This is a genomic window from Acinetobacter sp. TUM15064, from assembly GCF_008980265.1.
GTDB lineage: Bacteria > Pseudomonadota > Gammaproteobacteria > Pseudomonadales > Moraxellaceae > Acinetobacter.
The window spans coordinates 21,854-40,042 of sequence record NZ_BKFU01000002.1; the positions used below are offsets into that span (position 1 = coordinate 21,854).

Sequence of the window (18,189 nt, forward strand, 5' to 3'; positions counted from 1 at the left end):
CAGTTTACGGAAGTTGTGTATGTCACAAACAATTACCCTGTATGTCGATGGTGCTTGTCGTGGAAACCCAGGTCTTGGGGGATGGGGTGCCTACATTATTACAGAAACTGAAGAACATAAACTGTGTGGTGGTGAAGATAATACCACCAATAACCGCATGGAACTCACTGCCGCTATTGAGGGTATCCTTTTTTGCCCAACAGACGCAAAGTTAATAGTTTGGACGGATTCAACCTACGTAAAACGCGGCATTACCGAGTGGATTACGGGTTGGAAAAAGAAAAATTGGAAAGATGTTAAAAATCCAGACTTATGGCAAAAACTCGATGCAGCCTGTCAAGGGCGTGATATCGACTGGCATTGGGTTAAAGGTCATGCAGGTCACGAAGGCAATGAAATGGCAGATCAATTGGCAAACCTCGGTGCCGATCAAACACAGGCTCAACTTCGTCAGTCTAAAACTGCAACAACAGAACCGTCTGTAGATAAAAAAAAAGTTGAACCCGACTGGTTGTTAAACGATCCTTTTGGTTTGGGTTTCGATGACGAAGAAGCCGATGACAGCGAAGATTTGGCCGAAAGTGAAATAGACGTTCCAGTACAAGTACCAAGTACAGTAGCTGAACCAGAATTTGAGACAACGAAGCCTTCTACTGATCAAACGCCTGAAATTACGGCAAGTGTCGATTTAACACAACTCAATCAACATCCACAAATTGTTATAACACCGCGCAAAGTTGAAGTCTTTGGTTCAAGACAACTCATTCTCGATACCGAAACCACAGGTTTTTATTATCAAGATGGCGACCGTATTATTGAAGTCGGTGCCATTGAAATGGTCAACCGCAAACTTACGGGTAGTTCAATTCATATTTATATCAATCCGCAAAAACCTGTGGGCGACTCTGAAAATGTCCACGGTATTTCAGATGACTTTCTTAAAGACAAACCGCTGTACCAAGATATTGCAGATACTTTGTTTGCATATTTAAAAGGTGCTGAGATCATTGCACATAACGCGACTTTCGATATGAACTTCTTAGATACAGAGTTCAAGCGTGCAGGTTTTGTTGCGCTTTCTGAAGTATGTGCGGTGACAGATACTCTCGCGATGGCAAAGTCTAAGCATCCGGGACAGAAAAACTCACTCGATGCCTTAGTTCGCCGTTACGAAATTCCACAGCGTGACCGTACATTCCACGGCGCCTTACTCGATGCTGAAATCCTTGCTGATGTTTACTTAGCTATGACGGGTGGTCAGGTTTCTTTTGATATGGACGCCCTATCACATAGCGAACAACAAAATAGCCAAGCAACACGTCAAACACTTGAAATTGAACTCCCAGTGATTTTACCCTCGACTGAGGAACTAGAAGCACATGAGACTTGGGTCAAACAATACCAAGAAAAACATGGCACACCTTGCCTTTTCGCCAAATAAAATCTAAAGTTTTTGTTAACTTTTGTATTACAAGATTTTTCAGTTAGGCTATAGTTATAAACAAGTTGCTATGCCTCTATTTGGCAGCATATAAACACGATAAAACACTAGGATAGGTGCAGATCAATGTCTTACCAAACCTCTATTCATTTTGATCCAACAGCGCTGCTGATAATAAAAAATGAAGTGGATAATTCCATTAAACTGGTTGAATCAGCTGTGAGCACCTTAGCAGAAGATCAGACTTTACCATTTGGAATTGACGATGCATTAAACCAATTTGAGCAGTGTGCTCAAGTCCTTGCATTGATTGATATGCCAAGCTTGGCAAAAATTGCTGAATACTCTGCTGAGTTAATGCGCAAGATCATGGGGAATCCTGCACAAATTAATACTCAAGATGTCATTGCGCTGAGTGAAGGCACAACGATGCTAAAGCGCTACATTGAATTCATCTGCTTAAGAGAAGTCAAAATCCCACAGTTTTTACTCGATACATTAAACCGACTGGAGCTGGCTTTAGGCAAACCTTTGACCCAAGAAGGTCAACATATCGAGTCGCTATTAGATTGCATCACTCCTGATTTTCATTTACCCCAAGCACCAAGCCTTGAAAAATCACAATACGTTCACCGCTTGTATAAGCTTTCTCTAAGCAAAATGCTGAAGCAAGAAGAGAGTGAGTTGGACTTACAAGCTATAAAATTGGTTGGAACCTATTTAGCGGGGCTATCTGAACAAACACCAAGTAAACAGTATTGGAACTTGGTCTATGTTGCACTCAATCAAATTGATCAGCTCATCATCAATGAACCCCGCTTACGCACCCTAGTCAGTATTGAACGTAATATGGCGCAATTCTTTGCAGCCCCTGAAAGCTTCAAAGCAGACTTAACAGATCTTGCTAATATTCTCAGCCTTTGTATTAGCCAAGAAGATGAAGTATCTCAGCAAATTCGGAGTCAACTCAACATTGGCGATGACCTACTGACTGATACTCAACTACAAGTTTTCAGCCGCCACTTATATGGCCCTGATTTTGAAACAATGCATACGATTAGTGATTTGGTCACCGCTGAAATGTCACAAATCCGTAATGATATTGAGTACAACTACCAAAACATGACGCCAGAAAAGACTCAAGAGCTTCAAGCGAAGCTGGTCGATCTTGCCAATATTTTCAAAGTGTTAAACTTAAATGAAGCGTATAATGACTTAAACCGTCAGGCAGCATCTCTCAGTCAAACTGATATGCTTAAAGATGAAAACTTTGCACAACAACTCATGAATGTCATTCTGTCAGCAATGAACTCGATTGGCGTACTAGAGCGTCACCATACATCAAGCCGCTTACAGCTTCGTGTCAACAACATGAATATCTCGCTAGACCGTTTAGACGAAGCACATGCAGCTTTGCTCACAGAAGCAAAAGTATCCATTGATTTAAGCAGTCAAGCATTGACGCAATACCAACAAGAACAAAACTTAATCGTGCTTGAGAATACCTCTGCCCAGTTACGTGAAGTAGCTGGTGCAATGTTGTTCTTGGGTGCAGAACATGGTCAAACAGCACTGAATATTGCAGCAGCATTTGTTCAACAACAGCTAGATGCAGAAACGGCTCTGACAGCAGCGCAAGTGAATCATGTGCTTGATGCACTCGCAAGTGCCGATATGCTGATTGAGAATTTAAAGAGTAAACAACCTGTATTACACAGCATGTTTGATGTAGCATTAGCCAGTAGCCAAAACTTAAAGACTGTTGCCTAATGTCAGAATTATCACTTGCATATATTTTTCATCAACAACAATTATTGGTTGACCATAACTTCCAATTGCCCCGTGTAGAAAAGTTAGCAAGTGATTTAAGTTTTCACTCGGGTGATCAGGTGATTGCCCGAGATTTATTAGAAAATGAGCCTATTCCCGAAGGTTTACAGTTAATTCCAATTCGTCAGTTACTTCCACTTTGGAGTACTGAGCAATTTGAGCAAGCCAGCCGCGCAATCCAACTACTAGAATGGCGCCGTAATCATAAGTACTGTAGCCACTGTGGTCATGCCACTCAAGCACATGCGACCGAGTACGCCATGATTTGCCCTGCCTGTGGTTATCATCAGTACCCACGTGTACAACCGTGTGTGATTACAGTCATCACTCGGGGGGAAAATGAAATCCTATTGGCTAAAAATGCACGTAACACACACAGCAACATGTATGGTTTGATTGCAGGTTTTGTTGAGGTCGGTGAAACTTTAGAAGAAGCTGTACGTCGCGAAACCTTGGAAGAAGTCGGGATTCAAGTGCAAAATATTCAATACTTGGCAAGTCAACCTTGGCCTTTCCCGAGTAATTTAATGGTTGCATTTAAAGCTGAATATGCCTCGGGTGAACTATGTTTACAAGAAGAAGAAATCAGTGATGCACAATTCTTTAAGTTTGATCAACTCCCTGAAATTCCTTTTAAAGGCAGTATCGCGCATGCGATGATTATGCATGCGACTCAAGGGACTATTGTAGCCGATGACACACGTGAGTGGCTATAAGCTCACTCACTATTCCATGATAAGTTACGACCCAATTAATGCTTAAGTGCATCCTCTAACGCCTGCATGATTTTTTGCTTGGTACTAAAGTAACGACTAAATAAACTTGATACTGAACCAATCATCGAGATATGTCCCATACGTGGTACGGTCCAAAGTTGACTGTAATTACCCTTTTCTTTCAATCTACGATCCAAGTCAACAGCATTGCTTAAGCCAACAATGTCATCATTTTCTGCAACCAGCAGATAATGTTTCACCGTATTTGACTCAACAAAATAATACGGCATGACTTCTTGATAAGGCTTGTTTTGATCAAAAGCATCTGCACAAATTGGATCGCCTTTATAGTCAAAATGATAAGGCCCTGCCAAACCAATAATGGCGGTAATTTGACTTCGGCACTGGATCTCATAAGGCTTAGGATGATAAAGCGCCGACATCACATTAAATGCACCTGCGGAATGCCCCATCAATACAACTTTTTCAGTCGAAATCTGATACTTTTGTTGATGCACATTTAAAAAGTTTAAAGCCAAACTCAAGTCATCAATTGAGGTCGGAAAGATATGCTCAGGTGCCAAATGATAATTAATCACTGCCACATCAAAACCTTCTTTAGCAAAAGCCTCACCAATGAAGCGATAGTCTTTCTTATCACCATGCATCCACGCACCACCATGCACAAAAACAATTAGTGGACGATGCTCACGTGGCGTTTGTGTGCGAAACAAATCCAAACGATGTCGCGCACGCAAACCATAAGCTACATTTTCTTGAACGAAATAGCCTTTACGCGGCGTTAAACGGTTTAGGGCATAGCTACCGACATCATAAATACGAAAATCACGGTACAGTAATCTTGCATACTCTACCGAACGATTCAGTCCTTTAATAAAAGGCTGAAGTTTATTGAACATTACTTGGCTCAACTTGGTCTGGGTCTATCGCTACAGGTGTTTGTTCTGTAGGTACAGCATTCATCATAGGTGATGCAAATGCATTGCTCGTTTGTGATTGTTGTTCAATGTTATCAACTAAGGTAATAATTTTAGTGACATTACCCACTTGTTGTAATACTTGGTTTAAGTCCGCAATTTCAGCAGTATTTAAACGCCCCATCACGTACAACACGCCATCTTCTGTGTGAATCCGTACTTTTGCATCAGAAACCACCGCTGCTTTCATAATCAAACCACGGGTATTAGCCGTCACCGATGTATCTTGCATGATCGTACCGTAACTGATCTGGTCTCCAACAGTAATATAATTATGTACCGTTTTCACATCCGACATCGCACGGACATTATCTTCTGCAAGTTGACGTAAATGCTGATCAGGAACTTGTCCTGTTAATAGTACATTGCCGTGAAAACTTTCAATATTGACACGTGACTGTTTAAAACGGCTATCCAATTTATATAAATTAATTTTTGCAGTACGCTCAATTGAAGAGTCGATGAAAACTTGTCCTAATGAACGCGCACCACTTTCTGTTCCTACAGCAGCTGTCCCTGTTCCACCCGAAATGAAACTTGCACATCCAGATAAACTTGCGACACATAATACGGTCATTGCAATACGATTGAACACTCAGCAAGACTCCTCAATTTTTCAAACTATTTTTAATGCAGCATTTCAGCTCTGATTTTGTTCAAAGATTAATAAAGTCTTGATCAAAAGTAAAAGCATTTTCTATCCATTGCTGATCATAAGTGAATTTTGAAAAATCTTGCTGTATGGTTTTTGCAATTTCTTTAAAAAAATCAAAACAAATCACATCAAAGCGACAATAATAATGCTGGAAATGTGGATGATCTTGTAAAAATAACATGGCCGTTTTGGCTATTTTACGCTGTTTTGACTGGGAAATTGTTTCAACAGCTTGCGCAAATCGCGTTCTTGATCGCGCTTTAACCTCAACAAAGACCAACTCTTGCTCCTTCTGTACAATTAAATCAATTTCACCAAATCTTGAATGATAATTGCCTACCACATAAACATAACCCTGTTGTTCTAATAAGACCAAAGCTTGCTGCTCTGCCCACTGTCCCAGTTTCATTCTGTTCTATTTCCCCGTTATTATTTTCTATGAATGGCAGTATGATCTAAAAATCACAGCTTAAATTATATACATCTTGATGACTTTCATTATCTTCCTATCCGCTTAGACATAAAAGCTCTGATCTGAGATGTATCACCACCACTTCTCTTGATGACTTCTACTTTTCCTTATTTCTTAATAGCCAAATTTCAAGCGAAGTCTTAAATTGTAGCTGGAAAATAGATGTCTCATAGATTCTAATTCGCGCCATAGCGAGCAATTCGGGTAGAATGATGGATTGCAGTATGTTTGAAAAGATATATTGCACTTTTAGACTTTCAAGCGAAGTCCTTTTATTATTTTGCAGTGCGGAGAAAACCCATGAGTGCCCAGTTATTTGTAGTCGCAACCCCTATCGGGCACTTAGATGACATGACTTATCGTGCAATTGATGTATTAAAGTCAGTAAAAGTGATTGCTGCTGAAGATACACGAACCTCAGCTCAACTTCTTAAGCACTTCAATATTCAAACCCCTCTTACTGCATGTCATGATCACAACGAAAGTAATAAAATCGACTTGTTAATTCAGCGCTTGCTAAAGGGCGAAGACATGGCACTGATCAGTGATGCAGGTACGCCACTGATTAGTGATCCCGGTTTTAAATTGGTTCGTGCTGCACAAGAGCATAATATCCGCGTCATTCCTGTCCCTGGCGCTTGTGCCGCAATTGCTGCTTTAAGTTCAGTAGGCTTACCCAGTGACCGTTTTAGCTTCGAGGGATTTTTATCCTCCAAACAAACTCAGCGACTAGCAAACCTAGAAAAACTCAAAGACGAGACACAAACGCTAATTTTTTATGAAGCACCACATCGCATTTTAGACAGTGTGACAGATATGGCGAAGGTGTTTGGAGCAGATCGCCCTGTTGGTTTTGCACGTGAAATTACCAAAACCTTTGAAACCATAAAGAAAATGACTTTAGGTGAACTGGTGGCGTTCATTGCCAACGACCATCATCAACAAAAAGGTGAAATTGTTCTGGTTGTAGGCGGTGCAACTGCAGAAAAGGATATGGAACAAGAAAAGCTTGATCAGCTTTTAACACGCCTCTTACAAGATTTATCTGTAAAAGCTGCATCTCAATTGGCTGCCGACTTAACAGGGATCAAAAAGAAAATTGCCTACCAACGCGCTTTAGAACTCACTCAAGGTGACGCTTAAAAATACAAAAATAAAGAGCAGCAGAATTTAGGTTATTTTGCCTCGTTCTACTGCTCTAAATGTTAAGCGGATCCATATGAACCGCTTAACCTCAAATTATGTTTTTATATCAGTAAAAATTTATAAGTAAGAATGTGTAGAGCTTTGCCTCATACTTGAGTATTGTCTCTATAGAATTAACTTGCTTCTTGGTAGATACGACCGCCAGGTAGTTGGCAAAAGTATTGTTTCAAGGCATCCAAACAACGATGGATCTTCATCGGCTGTTGTTCATGCTTTGAAGTGATAGCATATAAAGTAAAATTTGGTAGCTTCCATTCTGGAATAACTTCTACTAAAGAACCGTTCACCAATTCTTTTTGTACATCCAAATATAAAATCCGAGCAACCCCATGACCATGCTGGCACAGCGTTTTTGTCACCAAAATATTGTTACTGGCTACTCTCGATTTCATCTCAAGCTCAACCATCTCACCTGTAACCACATTTTTAAAATCAAAATCATGATTATTTTTCATGATGGTAATCGGAATAAGATCGTGATTTTTTAAATCTTCAGGTCGTGAAATTGGCGCCGACTGGTTCAAATAACTCGGCGATGCAACCAAAATTTGTTCAACACGAGCCAAAGGCACAACATGAAAACTCTGATCGTCAACTATTGGCCCCATTCTTAAAGCAATATCAATACGCCCTGCAAGCAAGTCCACATAATGATTATCTGCTTCTATATGAACGGATAATCCACGATGTGCAGACATCCAATGTGACAAAGCAGGAATCACATGATTTGCACCCAACTCTGGCGTAGTCGCTATTCGTAGCTCACCGACTAGATCATCGCGCAATTCATTGATACGTATTTTGCCACGTTCAGCAGCGGCGAGCATTTCTTGACAGCTGTGGAAAAAAGCCTGACCTGCTTCAGTTAAATTCAACTTTCGAGTTGAGCGATGTAGAAGAACAACTTCCATCTCTTGCTCTAAAGAACGAATTTGCTGGCTCACAGCACTTGTAGTGATGCCTAGCTCACGCGCAGCACCACTAAAGGAACTTTTTTCTACAACACAAGCAAAAACACCCATTGCCCGTAGTTGATCTAACATAAAATTCTCTCTGGATTCATGAGAAGTTTTCATCTTTTCGATAAAAACAACTCATTGTATTATACGGTGAATTTTTTGCTTTGCATCCAGATTTTTTAATTTAATGGTAAAACTATAGTCGGATTGATTGGCTTGCCATCTAGGCGTACTTGGAACTCCAACATGGTACGATTTGTGCCTGTTGATCCCATTTCAGCAATTTTTTGGCCCGCTGTCACATTTTGACCGCTCTTCACATTCATTGCACTATTATGTGCATAGGCTGTGATATAGCCATCAATATGCTTGATCAAAATTAAGTTCCCATATTCTTTTAAACCGTCTGCCGCATATACCACCTGCCCATCTGCTGCTGCATAGATTGGATCGCCTTGGTTACCAGCATAGCGAATACCTTTCACATTATTGGCTAAATTGTAACCTTGCAATACAGCCCCATTACTCGGTTTAACCCAACGTAAAGTCGAGGTTTGCGAGCTCGCAACAGGTGCAGTCGGTACTTTAGCAGGAGTCGTGCTGGTTGTGGTGGCTGTATTTTGACTCGGGAGACCAACATTTTGACGTTGAATTGGAGCAACTTGGGTCATTGGTTGTGTTGTTGTGGTACGCGGGCTCCCTGAGCCTTTTAAGCGTAGTGATTGCCCCACATAAATTCGGTACGGTGCAGCAATATCATTCATCTCTGCAACTGACAAATAACTCAGCCCATAACGCATCGCAATACCACTCAAAGTATCACCCGAACGAACCGTATAATAGTCTGGTGCTTTCGCAAAACGTGTTGCATTGTTGACCTGTGGCTTAGACGCACAACCACTTAAAATAACAGTCGAAACAACAGCAGTTGATAAAACAACTGTCTTCAACATGGCTGCGGGTACTGCAATGAAACGGATTTGAGACAACACAGACATTTATCTTACTCTCTAAAAAATACAAAAATAATAAATTTAATTTGCGCTAAGATTAGCAAAAAAGCATGTAGAAATAGTATCTCTGCGCGTATTTTCACAAAGTTATAACAAACAGTTGAGCATACGCCTTGTATTACCCAGCTGTATGGCTATTTATGGGTTCATTTGGACTTGTAATGCATGTAAAACGTCATAATTGGTGGCATCCATTTGAATAGGGGTAATACTCACAAAACCATGTGCCACTGCAAAAAAGTCAGACTCTACAGCATCATACCCCTGTTTAGGCTCTACTACCGCTTCACCAGATAATCCAATCCAATAGACTTGGCGCCCACGTGGGTCAACATGGCTGGTAATTGGTTTCGACTGACTACGACGTCCTTGATAGGTGATTTTCGCTCCCTGTAACTCTGCTACATCCGGGATATTAATGTTTAAAATATGTCGTGCTGGTAGCGTAGGCAAACCTTGTTGAACAAAGTCATGTACCCATTGTGCTGCATATTGATAATCTTCTGGGCTGTTGTAAGAACGTACTTCTGGCCCAGCCAATGATACTGCAATCGCCGGTTGCTTCATGAGTCGACCTTCAAAAGCTGCACCCACTGTTCCTGAGTACAGCACATCATCCCCCAAATTTGCCCCACTGTTAATCCCACTTACAACAAGGTCAAATTCAAAATCAAACAAACCATTCATAGACAAATACACACAGTCTGCAGGTGTACCATTGACTGCCCACATGTCAGGTGCAATTTCAATTGGGCGTAACGGGCGATCCAAGGTCAAAGCGCTAGAAAAACCGCTGCGTTCACTTTCTGGGGCTACAATTACAACTCGACCTAAAGGACGTAAAGCACGTGCCAGTGCTTGAATACCAGGGGCAAAAACACCATCGTCATTAGCTATTAAAATATTCACTGAGGTCTTCTTAAATCTGCATGAGTCTATAAAAAATGTATACACCTAAGTTTATCTTAAACTTAGCCATTTTTAGTCAGCAATTAAAATCAGTAGATTTACAGATAATATGAAAACATTAGCTAAAGAATTTAATGCCTTCAACGCCAAAATAAAAACGTATCGCATCTTAGGTGCAGACTGCACTATACATTGAGATAAAGCCATCTGAAAAGCAGGAACAACGAGTCTGAATGAATATTCAGTTATTACTTTACAAAAGGAAGAAAGCAGCAAGATAAAATAAGCTAGCTGCTTCAGGCTTAAGCATAGAAAACAAGCCAAAGAAAAGATAATCTAACCGATAATTATATTCAGTATTTGTCCATCAAATTATTCATGTTTTTTACTCATTTCAGATAACAAATCCAGTTGTATTTCTTGTATTTGAGCTAATCTATTCCACTGATGCATCAATAGATGATCTAGTTTTTCATTTAAATGTTGAATTTCTAACTCTGCCTTTAAATTTATTTTATAATCGTTTTGCGAACGCAACCTGTCTTTGGCTTCTTGCCTATTTTGGCTCATCATAATAACGGGAGCCTGAACAGCTGCGATACAAGATAAAATTAAATTTAATAAAATAAAGGGATATGGATCCGCAGGATGTGAAACCATCACGACTGTATTGATAATAATCCAGATCGCAAGGAAAAGCGCAAAGCACATGAGAAAAGCCCAACTGCCACCAAAACTAGCAATTCTATCTGCCAATCTTTCCCCTAGACTCCAATTTTGATTGAGCTGATCTTCTACATTTTGAGTGATCACCTCATGGTGTTGCAGACTTTTAATGACTTCACGCTCAAGATCTGTGACCTCTCCTTTCTCAGATTTTAACAGTGAATGAACATACTGAATTCGATATTTGGCTAAATCTGCTTGGCAAATATAACTTTGCGGTGACCATTCTGGGAAGTCATGTGCAATTTCTTCAATGATGGATTTTCGTATTGTCCCCATAGGAATGATATTTTTAATGAGGAATTTTTCCCCACAGACTAGACACTCACGACTTTCATTTTTTTCACTCATGATCACTCGCTTTAATAATCATTATGGTTTTTGGGGAGTAAGCATAATCGAATAAATTTCAAACCAATGTCAAATTTCACGACTTTTCAAATGAATGACAGCCATTCATATTTCCATAGAAAATATCAATATATCGTCCCACTAAACCTAAACATCGAAGATTTCTTTTCCCACGATATCCCTACACGGATTATAACTCGCAACTATGTTCTAAGGCTTAGAAATATCATAAGATAAATTATATATTTGAAATTTATAATATTTTCTAATTCAGCACTCAATAAGTTTTTCTTTATGCTCTCACCGCTTAACATTATAGCCATCTGGCTAAATCTCACTAAAATCAAAACAATGTTGTACTCAGATGGCTCATCTGTCGACACATTTTCCAAAATATAAACATTTATCGAATTAAGTAGCTCATCATCAAGCAAGCCTCAATTAAAAATGCCTAATAAATAACCTCAATGAGGTCATACTTGTCCACTATCAAAATATTCAAAAAAATTTCTATTAAAATGACTGGTGAGAACTTTTCATTGAATTCTAACTGAAAATATATATATTGGTTGCTCCGTATCCACCATAAATATGTGATTTTAAAAATGATTAAAACCTTAACATTACGTAATTTCTTCGGATTAGGCATGGCTATCATAATCTCTCAATCTGCTTTTGCTGTTGAAGGATTAAGTACAGAAGAAGCCAATACCATTGTGAAAGAAGATATTGCAGCAGCGCAAGTCATGACTGAATTTTGCCCTGCTTTGGTGGGTCAAGCTCCTAAAATTGAAAGTAACATCCAAGCGCTTATTCAAACATATTTGCAAGATTATTCTGACAAGTCGATGACATACGCAAAATTACAGTCAGATAGCGAATACCAATCTATCCTCAAAGCGGCACGTGCAGATGCAAACGGTTCAGACAAAGCAGAACAAAAATCTGTATGTGATGATGTCGTAAACTTTGAAGCTTAATTGAGTAGCCAGCCGTGCAGAATAAAAAAGGTGAATAAATCAAAATATTCACCTTTTTTAACATCAAAAATGTCAACACTGTAAATTTACCTCAACAGCTTCTATACATTTATTCGCTTACATTTACTTAAAATTTGTTTAAGCTCATCATATTATGGCACTAACAAATATGGTCTTAAGGTTTCAAATGAATTTGAATATGATGAAAAAAGTGATTTTAGCGGTGTGCAGTTCTACTTTAATGGTCATCAGTTCCGCGCAAGCAGCCACTAAAGATGAAAATATTGAAGTCACTCCACTACAACAAGTGACTCAACAAGAATTAGCTGCAATTTATGTACTCTCAGAAGTTTGCCCAGATCTAGTTTCTGACCAAAAGCAGTTTGAAAATGGCTATAACTCTTTAGCAAAAGAGTATCTTCCACAACAAGAAAACCCTACTGCATATCTGAAAAAACTCAGTAAAGAAAAAAAATTCAAGCCAATTTTAGCTGAAGCGCAAGCCGATGCAAAAAAAGCAGGCAAAGCAAAGAATCAAGAAATTTGTACAGAATTGAGTACTTACAGCAAATAATACCAATTGGTTACAATATCTTTAAAATAAGCCGATTTCTCCCATAGAAGTCGGCAGAACTTTGTCCTAAAATGCAAGGCTCTCGTGCTTATACTAAAGAAATCGGAACCCCTTAGAATGATTCAAAAAAGCGCCCTTGCTGCGGCATTACTCGTACCAAGCATTTCCTTTGCAGCAACTGTCTTATCCTCACCACCAGAACTAAATAATAAATCATACGTGCTGATGGACTATGAGACTGGGCAAATCCTCGCATCAAAAAATGAAAACGAAAAATTAGCACCTGCCTCAATGACAAAAATGATGACCAGCTTCATTATTGAACAGAAATTGCTGGCAGGTGAACTGACTGAAAATGAAAAAGTTCGCATGAACGAATCTGCATGGTGTCGTGGCAGCAGTTCAGAATCATGTATGTATGTTCCTTTGAACGGTACTGCAACTGCATTAGAGATGCTACGAGGCATTATCATTCAATCGGGAAATGATGCATCTAAAGCGATGGCTGAGCACATTGCTGGTAACGAAGGTACTTTCGTACATATGATGAATTCTGAAGCAAAACGTATCGGTATGAGCAATACCAGCTTTATGAATTCAACTGGTATGCCAGCTGAAGGTCACTACTCAACCGCTAAAGACATGGCAACGCTTGCACAGCATATCATTCATGATAGCTCAAAATACTATCCTATTTATTCTGAAAAAGAGTTTAGCTTTAACGGTATTAAACAAGGTAACCGAAATGCCTTGCTTTATACCGACCCAAGTGTCGATGGTTTGAAAACTGGCCATACTGATGAAGCGGGTTATTGCTTGACCACATCAGCAAAACGCGGGCCTATGCGTTTAATTTCGGTGATTTTTGGTGCGCCAAGCATGCAAGAACGCGCAACACAAACACGTGAAATTTTAGCGTGGGGTTATGCGAACTTTGAAACTAAAAACGTACAAGCAGCGAACCAAGTTTTAGCCAAATCAAAAGTGTGGTTTGGTAAAGACAGTGAAGTCCCTGTGGGCCTAGCTGAAACGTTCAACGTGACCATGCCTAAAGGTCAAGCCAACTCTATTAAAACGCAGATTGTAGTTCAACCGAAACTCACTGCACCGTTGAAAAAGGGTCAAGTGGTTGGTAAATACGTTGCAAGCCTTGATGGTAAAGTGATTGCTGAAAAGCCACTGGTTGCATTAAAAGATGTTGAAGAAGCAGGCTTCTTTGCGCGTATGTTAGATCACATCAAACAATTCTTCTCAAACTTATTCTAAGTCATATTTAGACTTAAGTTAAAGCATCCACACCTCGGTCTGGGTGCTTTTTTATTTTATAATGAGCACCTACATAAAAGCAGAACACCAATATGGCTAAAAATATTCGCCCCTATTTGAACACCACACCGCAACTGGGTAACAATTGCTATATTGATGCAATGTCCGTAGTGATTGGCGATGTCATTTTGGCTGACAATGTTTCAGTCTGGCCTTTTGCTGTGATTCGAGGCGATGTAAATTCAATCCGAATTGGTAAAAACTCAAATGTACAAGACCATACGATGCTGCATGTCAGTCATAAAAAAGTAGACAAACCTAACGGTTCTCCTTTGATCATTGGTGATGATGTGACTATTGGACATCATGTCACTTTACATGGTTGTACTATTGGCAATCGCGTATTGATTGGCATCAACAGCATTGTTTTGGATGATGTCGTTATTCCTGACGATGTCATGATTGGTGCAGGCACACTAGTGCCTCCTGGAAAAGTGCTGGAAAGTGGCTATTTATATGTCGGAAGCCCAGCTAAAAAGGTACGCACACTTACGGAAAAAGAATTAGCATTTTTACCCTATTCAGCACAAAACTATGTGAAAGTTTCAGGGCATTATTTAGAGTCATAGACCTATGTGCGAGTTGCATCGCACTTTTCATTTCTTAATATTTTTCAAATGCTGTCACCAAAAAGTCAATTAAGGCTTTCACTGATGGTAACAAACCACGTCTAGAGGTATAAGCTAAGTGAATCAACTCTGGTTTTGGCTCCCAGTTTGGAATTACTTTGACTAAACGCCCTTCTTTTAAATCCTGATGAATAATTAGTTCAGGCAACTTGGCAATCCCAAGACCTTGTAAAGTCGCTACATGCAATGCGTTGAGATCGGTAGTGGTCAGTCTCGGTTCACACTTCAGCACGTATAGTTCTTCATTTTCATCGAATAACTTCCAATGATATTCAGGTACAAATGACTCCATCATCAACACAGGCCATTGATTTAACTCTTTAGGATGTTGAATGGAAAACTGCTGATAGGCCAATTGTGGACTCGCCACAATAAACTGCCGAGACAAAGACAAGTTACGTACAACGAGTCCACTATCTTCTAGTGGTAAGGGGCGGATACGTATTGCTAGATCGTAACGCTCATTCATCAAATCTACTTTTCGATTGGTGGCTTCAACATGCAAACGCACTTTGGGATATTTCTTTAAAAAATCATTCAGCATAGTGCTGACATTCAAATGCAATAAATTCACAGGACATGAGATTTTCACTGTGCCTACAGGTTCTAAACTGAGCATTTCAATAGCTGCATCGGCCGCTTCAGCCTCAATAATCATGGCTTGGCAGTGCTGATAATAGACTTTTCCAACTTCCGTCACGGACACACTGCGTGTGGTTCGGTTAAGTAGCTTTACCCCTAAACGCTCTTCCAACTCTGCAATTCTGCGACTCAGCAAGGATTTCGTGATCATTAACTCGTTGCTGGCTGCAGAAAAACCACCATACTCAATCACTTTAGCAAAATAATACAGGTCATTAAAATCTTTCATCTACAATCCCTGAACATCTAATTGTTCTTTTAGTATGACAATGTTTCCCATATTAGGTATTTTTTCACCTTTGTCATGAAATTAACATAGCAATCACCAGTTAATCCATACAAAAGGTAATAAAAATGTCTACTCCAGCAAACTTCAATGACCAACGTCCTGTGATTGATCCAACAGATTCAGCGATGCTTTTAATTGACCATCAAAGTGGTTTATTTCAAACTGTAGGTGATATGCCGATGCCTGAATTGCGTCAACGCGCGGCGGCTTTGGCAAAAATTGCATCACTCACCAATATTCCAGTCATTACAACAGCTTCTGTTCCTCAAGGTCCAAATGGTCCCTTAATTCCAGAAATACACCAAAATGCCCCACATGCACAATATGTAGCACGTAAAGGTGAAATTAATGCATGGGATAACCCAGACTTTGTCGATGCAGTCAAAGCGACAGGGAAAAAGACGTTAATTATTGCAGGAACCATTACTAGTGTATGTATGGCTTTCCCTGCGATTAGTGCAGTTGCTGAAGGTTATAAAGTTTTCGCAGTGATTGATGCTTCAGGGACATACACCAAAATGGCAGAGGAAATTACTCTTGCACGTGTGGTTCAAGCAGGTGTTGTACCGATGGATACTGCGGCAGTTGCTTCTGAAATCCAAAAAACATGGAATCGTGAAGATGCTCAGGAATGGGCTCAAGTCTACACTCAGATCTTTCCTGCTTATGCACTGTTGATGGAAAGCTATGTGAAAGCGCAAGAAGTCGTTCAGAATAACGAAGTTCTAGATTCCAATCGCTAATCTAAAATAATCAAGGCTGAACCGCCATTAACCGTTTAAAGCTAAATTGAAAATAAATAGGCATCTCATTATAGGTGCCTATTTTGCTGAACTGAAGTTTAAATCAGTCCAAGTCACTCATTTTTATAATAAATGATATATTTATCAAAATCTTAAAATAAAAAATCGCATTAAAAATGAGTACCGTTTAGATATAAAAAAAACGTATAATTAAAATTAAAGAATACAATTAGTATTATATAAAAGAGCAGTAGATCATTTGAATCCTAGAAAACAACAGGATTTAACATGCTTAACGCAATCCACTGGCCTGAAAATTACCTCCCTGGACATACCGATAACTTTGTTTCGAATGAAGTGATTGTTTCAAACTTATCCGTTCAAGATATTTGGCCTTTTTTAGTCAATGCGCATCTATGGCCTTCATATTATGGAAACGCCTCAGATATTGATTTGAATGGTGCAAAATGCTTAGAACTCAACTTAGTCTTTTTCTTTAAAACTTTTGGCTTTCCAGTCAATGCTCAGGTCGTTGAGTATGCCCCGCCTAAAGATCATCAACCCGCTAGAATCGCATGGCATGGCTGGGCAGGTGAACCAGATTGTAGTGATCGCTTGGATGTCCACCATGCTTGGCTAATTGAAGACCTTCCTCATGACCGCGTCCGTATTTTGACTCAAGAAACCCAAATAGGTCGACCAGCTCAAGAATTAGCACACACTAAACCGAACCCGATGTTAAATGGACACCAAGACTGGTTAGACGGTCTAGTTAAAATAGCAAAATCTAAAATTTAGAGAGCTCTCAGCACAGACTTCCCTTCGCTGTCTGAATTAATAAGAGCCGTAACCACTGCTGGGCAGCATCACGGTGGTTACGTTCATGCCAGACCAGTGTTTTAGTAAAATGAGGGATATCTAAAGGAGGTTCAAAAACTTTAAAACCTTGCAGATTCTGAGTTAAACGTGACGGCACAACAGCGATTAAGTCTGTCGTACTCAAAATCTCAGGCAAGATCAAAAAACTATTCACCGACAACATTACCTGTCGTCTTTTTTTTAGTCCTTTAAGCTGCAAGTCAGTCACCCCAACAAATTGTCCACCATCATGAGAAATCAAAGCATGGTCTGTAGAACAGAGATCATCAATACTCAATTGTTTATTTTGTGCCATTTGATGTTGAGCACTCATGAGACAAACATAGTGTTCTTCAAATAAATCGTAAGTATGCAAATCTAAATGTGCATGTTCTGGTGTAATTAATGCAAAATCAATAACACCACGTTCTAATTGAGTAAATATCTCATCATTGTGCACAGAAACCACTGCAATTTGAACTTTAGGTGCAGAACGTCTCAGCGCAGCAATATAAGGTACCAAGATTGTCTTTAATGCATAATCTGTAGCTGCAATACGTAGCGTAAGCTCAGCCTCTTTGGGCTCAAAAATACTGGGTTTAAGTAAAGTATGGATATCACTTAAAATATTTTTAACGACTGGCGCAAGTTCTAATGCCCTTAAAGTTGGGTTTATTCCCCGTTGAGAACGCGTAAATAATGGGTCTTCAAAATAGTCACGCAATCGCTGTAACATTCCACTCACAGCAGGCTGAGTGAGGTACAACTTTTTGGCCGCACCCGTTACACTACGCTCATCAAAAAGTGCATCAAAGGTCTTCAGTAAGTTGAGATCCAAATTTTTGATATCATGCTTCATGATATGCGAGCCT

The 18,189-nt window shown here is 39.6% G+C and carries 19 protein-coding genes; 10 read left to right on the forward strand and 9 right to left on the reverse strand.

Annotation, left to right across the window (positions count from 1 at the left end; translation table 11 throughout):
- Positions 1-19 precede the first annotated feature (19 nt).
- The 3 genes from dnaQ to nudC all read left to right on the forward strand — a co-directional run bounded on the left by dnaQ (position 20) and on the right by nudC (position 3,987).
- Positions 20-1,441, forward strand: a complete 1,422-nt coding sequence (gene dnaQ, locus GBI16_RS00885; RefSeq protein ID WP_110975306.1) for a DNA polymerase III subunit epsilon — start codon at positions 20-22, stop codon at positions 1,439-1,441.
- A gap of 126 nt (positions 1,442-1,567) precedes the next feature.
- The gene (locus GBI16_RS00890; RefSeq protein ID WP_110975305.1) at positions 1,568-3,211 is read left to right on the forward strand and encodes a chemotaxis protein; all 1,644 of its coding nucleotides are present in this window, start codon (positions 1,568-1,570) and stop codon (positions 3,209-3,211) included.
- Entirely contained in the window at positions 3,211-3,987 is a 777-nt protein-coding gene (gene nudC / locus GBI16_RS00895) for an NAD(+) diphosphatase (protein ID WP_151706339.1), read from the forward strand. Before GBI16_RS00890 ends, nudC begins: the two co-directional genes overlap by 1 nt.
- Positions 3,988-4,022: 35 nt before the next feature.
- Here the strand turns inward: nudC and GBI16_RS00900 are convergent, their stop codons facing one another.
- The 3 genes from GBI16_RS00900 to GBI16_RS00910 form a co-directional block, all read right to left on the reverse strand.
- Complete coding sequence (locus tag GBI16_RS00900) at positions 4,023-4,907, reverse strand: alpha/beta hydrolase (RefSeq protein ID WP_086207795.1); 885 nt, start codon at positions 4,905-4,907, stop codon at positions 4,023-4,025.
- Positions 4,897-5,580, reverse strand: a complete 684-nt coding sequence (locus tag GBI16_RS00905; RefSeq protein WP_086207796.1) for a BON domain-containing protein — start codon at positions 5,578-5,580, stop codon at positions 4,897-4,899. Before GBI16_RS00905 ends, GBI16_RS00900 begins: the two co-directional genes overlap by 11 nt.
- Before the next feature lie 61 nt (positions 5,581-5,641).
- Entirely contained in the window at positions 5,642-6,049 is a 408-nt protein-coding gene (locus GBI16_RS00910; protein ID WP_151706340.1) for a YraN family protein, read from the reverse strand.
- 363 nt (positions 6,050-6,412) lie between these two features.
- Between GBI16_RS00910 and rsmI the strand changes: the two genes are divergently transcribed.
- Positions 6,413-7,255 carry a 16S rRNA (cytidine(1402)-2'-O)-methyltransferase gene (gene rsmI, locus GBI16_RS00915; protein ID WP_086207798.1) on the forward strand — a complete coding sequence of 281 codons (843 nt, stop codon included), beginning with the start codon at positions 6,413-6,415 and terminating at the stop codon, positions 7,253-7,255.
- 176 nt (positions 7,256-7,431) lie between these two features.
- Here the strand turns inward: rsmI and GBI16_RS00920 are convergent, their stop codons facing one another.
- The 4 genes from GBI16_RS00920 to GBI16_RS00935 form a co-directional block, all read right to left on the reverse strand.
- The gene (locus tag GBI16_RS00920; RefSeq protein ID WP_086207799.1) at positions 7,432-8,361 is read right to left on the reverse strand and encodes a LysR family transcriptional regulator; all 930 of its coding nucleotides are present in this window, start codon (positions 8,359-8,361) and stop codon (positions 7,432-7,434) included.
- A gap of 95 nt (positions 8,362-8,456) precedes the next feature.
- Positions 8,457-9,275, reverse strand: a complete 819-nt coding sequence (locus GBI16_RS00925) for a peptidoglycan DD-metalloendopeptidase family protein (RefSeq protein ID WP_110975302.1) — start codon at positions 9,273-9,275, stop codon at positions 8,457-8,459.
- Positions 9,276-9,428: 153 nt separating this feature from the next.
- On the reverse strand, positions 9,429-10,199 hold the full coding sequence (gene surE, locus GBI16_RS00930; protein WP_151706341.1) for a 5'/3'-nucleotidase SurE: 771 nt from the start codon (positions 10,197-10,199) through the stop codon (positions 9,429-9,431).
- 372 nt (positions 10,200-10,571) lie between these two features.
- A complete protein-coding gene (locus tag GBI16_RS00935; RefSeq protein WP_110975301.1) occupies positions 10,572-11,276 on the reverse strand; it encodes a DUF1003 domain-containing protein in 705 nt (234 codons plus the stop codon).
- A gap of 605 nt (positions 11,277-11,881) precedes the next feature.
- Here GBI16_RS00935 and GBI16_RS00940 point away from each other — a divergent pair.
- From GBI16_RS00940 to GBI16_RS00955, 4 genes are all read left to right on the forward strand, one after another.
- Positions 11,882-12,256, forward strand: coding sequence for an MCR_0457 family protein (locus GBI16_RS00940; protein WP_151706342.1), 375 nt, complete (start codon positions 11,882-11,884; stop codon positions 12,254-12,256).
- Positions 12,257-12,443: 187 nt separating this feature from the next.
- Positions 12,444-12,830 carry an MCR_0457 family protein gene (locus tag GBI16_RS00945; protein WP_086207806.1) on the forward strand — a complete coding sequence of 129 codons (387 nt, stop codon included), beginning with the start codon at positions 12,444-12,446 and terminating at the stop codon, positions 12,828-12,830.
- 117 nt (positions 12,831-12,947) lie between these two features.
- Positions 12,948-14,096 (forward strand): D-alanyl-D-alanine carboxypeptidase PBP5/6, encoded by a 1,149-nt coding sequence (dacC, locus tag GBI16_RS00950; protein ID WP_086207807.1) that lies wholly within the window; start codon positions 12,948-12,950, stop codon positions 14,094-14,096.
- A 92-nt stretch (positions 14,097-14,188) separates the two neighbouring features.
- Complete coding sequence (locus GBI16_RS00955) at positions 14,189-14,725, forward strand: gamma carbonic anhydrase family protein (protein WP_151706343.1); 537 nt, start codon at positions 14,189-14,191, stop codon at positions 14,723-14,725.
- Between the two features lie 34 nt (positions 14,726-14,759).
- On the opposite strand, the gene GBI16_RS00960 is transcribed toward GBI16_RS00955, so the two are convergent.
- Positions 14,760-15,656, reverse strand: coding sequence for a LysR substrate-binding domain-containing protein (locus GBI16_RS00960; protein ID WP_151706344.1), 897 nt, complete (start codon positions 15,654-15,656; stop codon positions 14,760-14,762).
- Positions 15,657-15,781: 125 nt separating this feature from the next.
- Between GBI16_RS00960 and GBI16_RS00965 the strand changes: the two genes are divergently transcribed.
- Positions 15,782-16,459 carry a hydrolase gene (locus GBI16_RS00965; protein WP_151706345.1) on the forward strand — a complete coding sequence of 226 codons (678 nt, stop codon included), beginning with the start codon at positions 15,782-15,784 and terminating at the stop codon, positions 16,457-16,459.
- Between the two features lie 288 nt (positions 16,460-16,747).
- Positions 16,748-17,257: an SRPBCC domain-containing protein gene (locus GBI16_RS00970; RefSeq protein ID WP_151706346.1), complete on the forward strand. Its 510-nt coding sequence runs from the start codon at positions 16,748-16,750 to the stop codon at positions 17,255-17,257.
- A gap of 7 nt (positions 17,258-17,264) precedes the next feature.
- On the opposite strand, the gene GBI16_RS00975 is transcribed toward GBI16_RS00970, so the two are convergent.
- On the reverse strand, positions 17,265-18,176 hold the full coding sequence (locus tag GBI16_RS00975; RefSeq protein ID WP_151706347.1) for a LysR family transcriptional regulator: 912 nt from the start codon (positions 18,174-18,176) through the stop codon (positions 17,265-17,267).
- Between the last annotated feature and the right edge of the window lie 13 nt (positions 18,177-18,189).

Excerpts from the sequence above, each read along its gene's own strand:
- GBI16_RS00940 (WP_151706342.1), top strand. The coding sequence starts at position 11,882 with ATGATTAAAACCTTAACATTACGTAATTTCTTCGGATTAGGCATGGCT.
- GBI16_RS00945 (WP_086207806.1), top strand. The coding sequence starts at position 12,444 with ATGAATTTGAATATGATGAAAAAAGTGATTTTAGCGGTGTGCAGTTCT.
- GBI16_RS00960 (WP_151706344.1), bottom strand. The coding sequence starts at position 15,656 with ATGAAAGATTTTAATGACCTGTATTATTTTGCTAAAGTGATTGAGTAT.
- nudC (WP_151706339.1), top strand. The coding sequence starts at position 3,211 with ATGTCAGAATTATCACTTGCATATATTTTTCATCAACAACAATTATTG.
- dnaQ (WP_110975306.1), top strand. The coding sequence starts at position 20 with ATGTCACAAACAATTACCCTGTATGTCGATGGTGCTTGTCGTGGAAAC.
- GBI16_RS00955 (WP_151706343.1), top strand. The coding sequence starts at position 14,189 with ATGGCTAAAAATATTCGCCCCTATTTGAACACCACACCGCAACTGGGT.
- GBI16_RS00935 (WP_110975301.1), bottom strand. The coding sequence starts at position 11,276 with ATGAGTGAAAAAAATGAAAGTCGTGAGTGTCTAGTCTGTGGGGAAAAA.
- dacC (WP_086207807.1), top strand. The coding sequence starts at position 12,948 with ATGATTCAAAAAAGCGCCCTTGCTGCGGCATTACTCGTACCAAGCATT.
- GBI16_RS00890 (WP_110975305.1), top strand. The coding sequence starts at position 1,568 with ATGTCTTACCAAACCTCTATTCATTTTGATCCAACAGCGCTGCTGATA.
- GBI16_RS00975 (WP_151706347.1), bottom strand. The coding sequence starts at position 18,176 with ATGAAGCATGATATCAAAAATTTGGATCTCAACTTACTGAAGACCTTT.
- GBI16_RS00970 (WP_151706346.1), top strand. The coding sequence starts at position 16,748 with ATGCTTAACGCAATCCACTGGCCTGAAAATTACCTCCCTGGACATACC.
- GBI16_RS00920 (WP_086207799.1), bottom strand. The coding sequence starts at position 8,361 with ATGTTAGATCAACTACGGGCAATGGGTGTTTTTGCTTGTGTTGTAGAA.
- GBI16_RS00910 (WP_151706340.1), bottom strand. The coding sequence starts at position 6,049 with ATGAAACTGGGACAGTGGGCAGAGCAGCAAGCTTTGGTCTTATTAGAA.
- rsmI (WP_086207798.1), top strand. The coding sequence starts at position 6,413 with ATGAGTGCCCAGTTATTTGTAGTCGCAACCCCTATCGGGCACTTAGAT.
- GBI16_RS00925 (WP_110975302.1), bottom strand. The coding sequence starts at position 9,275 with ATGTCTGTGTTGTCTCAAATCCGTTTCATTGCAGTACCCGCAGCCATG.
- GBI16_RS00965 (WP_151706345.1), top strand. The coding sequence starts at position 15,782 with ATGTCTACTCCAGCAAACTTCAATGACCAACGTCCTGTGATTGATCCA.
- GBI16_RS00900 (WP_086207795.1), bottom strand. The coding sequence starts at position 4,907 with ATGTTCAATAAACTTCAGCCTTTTATTAAAGGACTGAATCGTTCGGTA.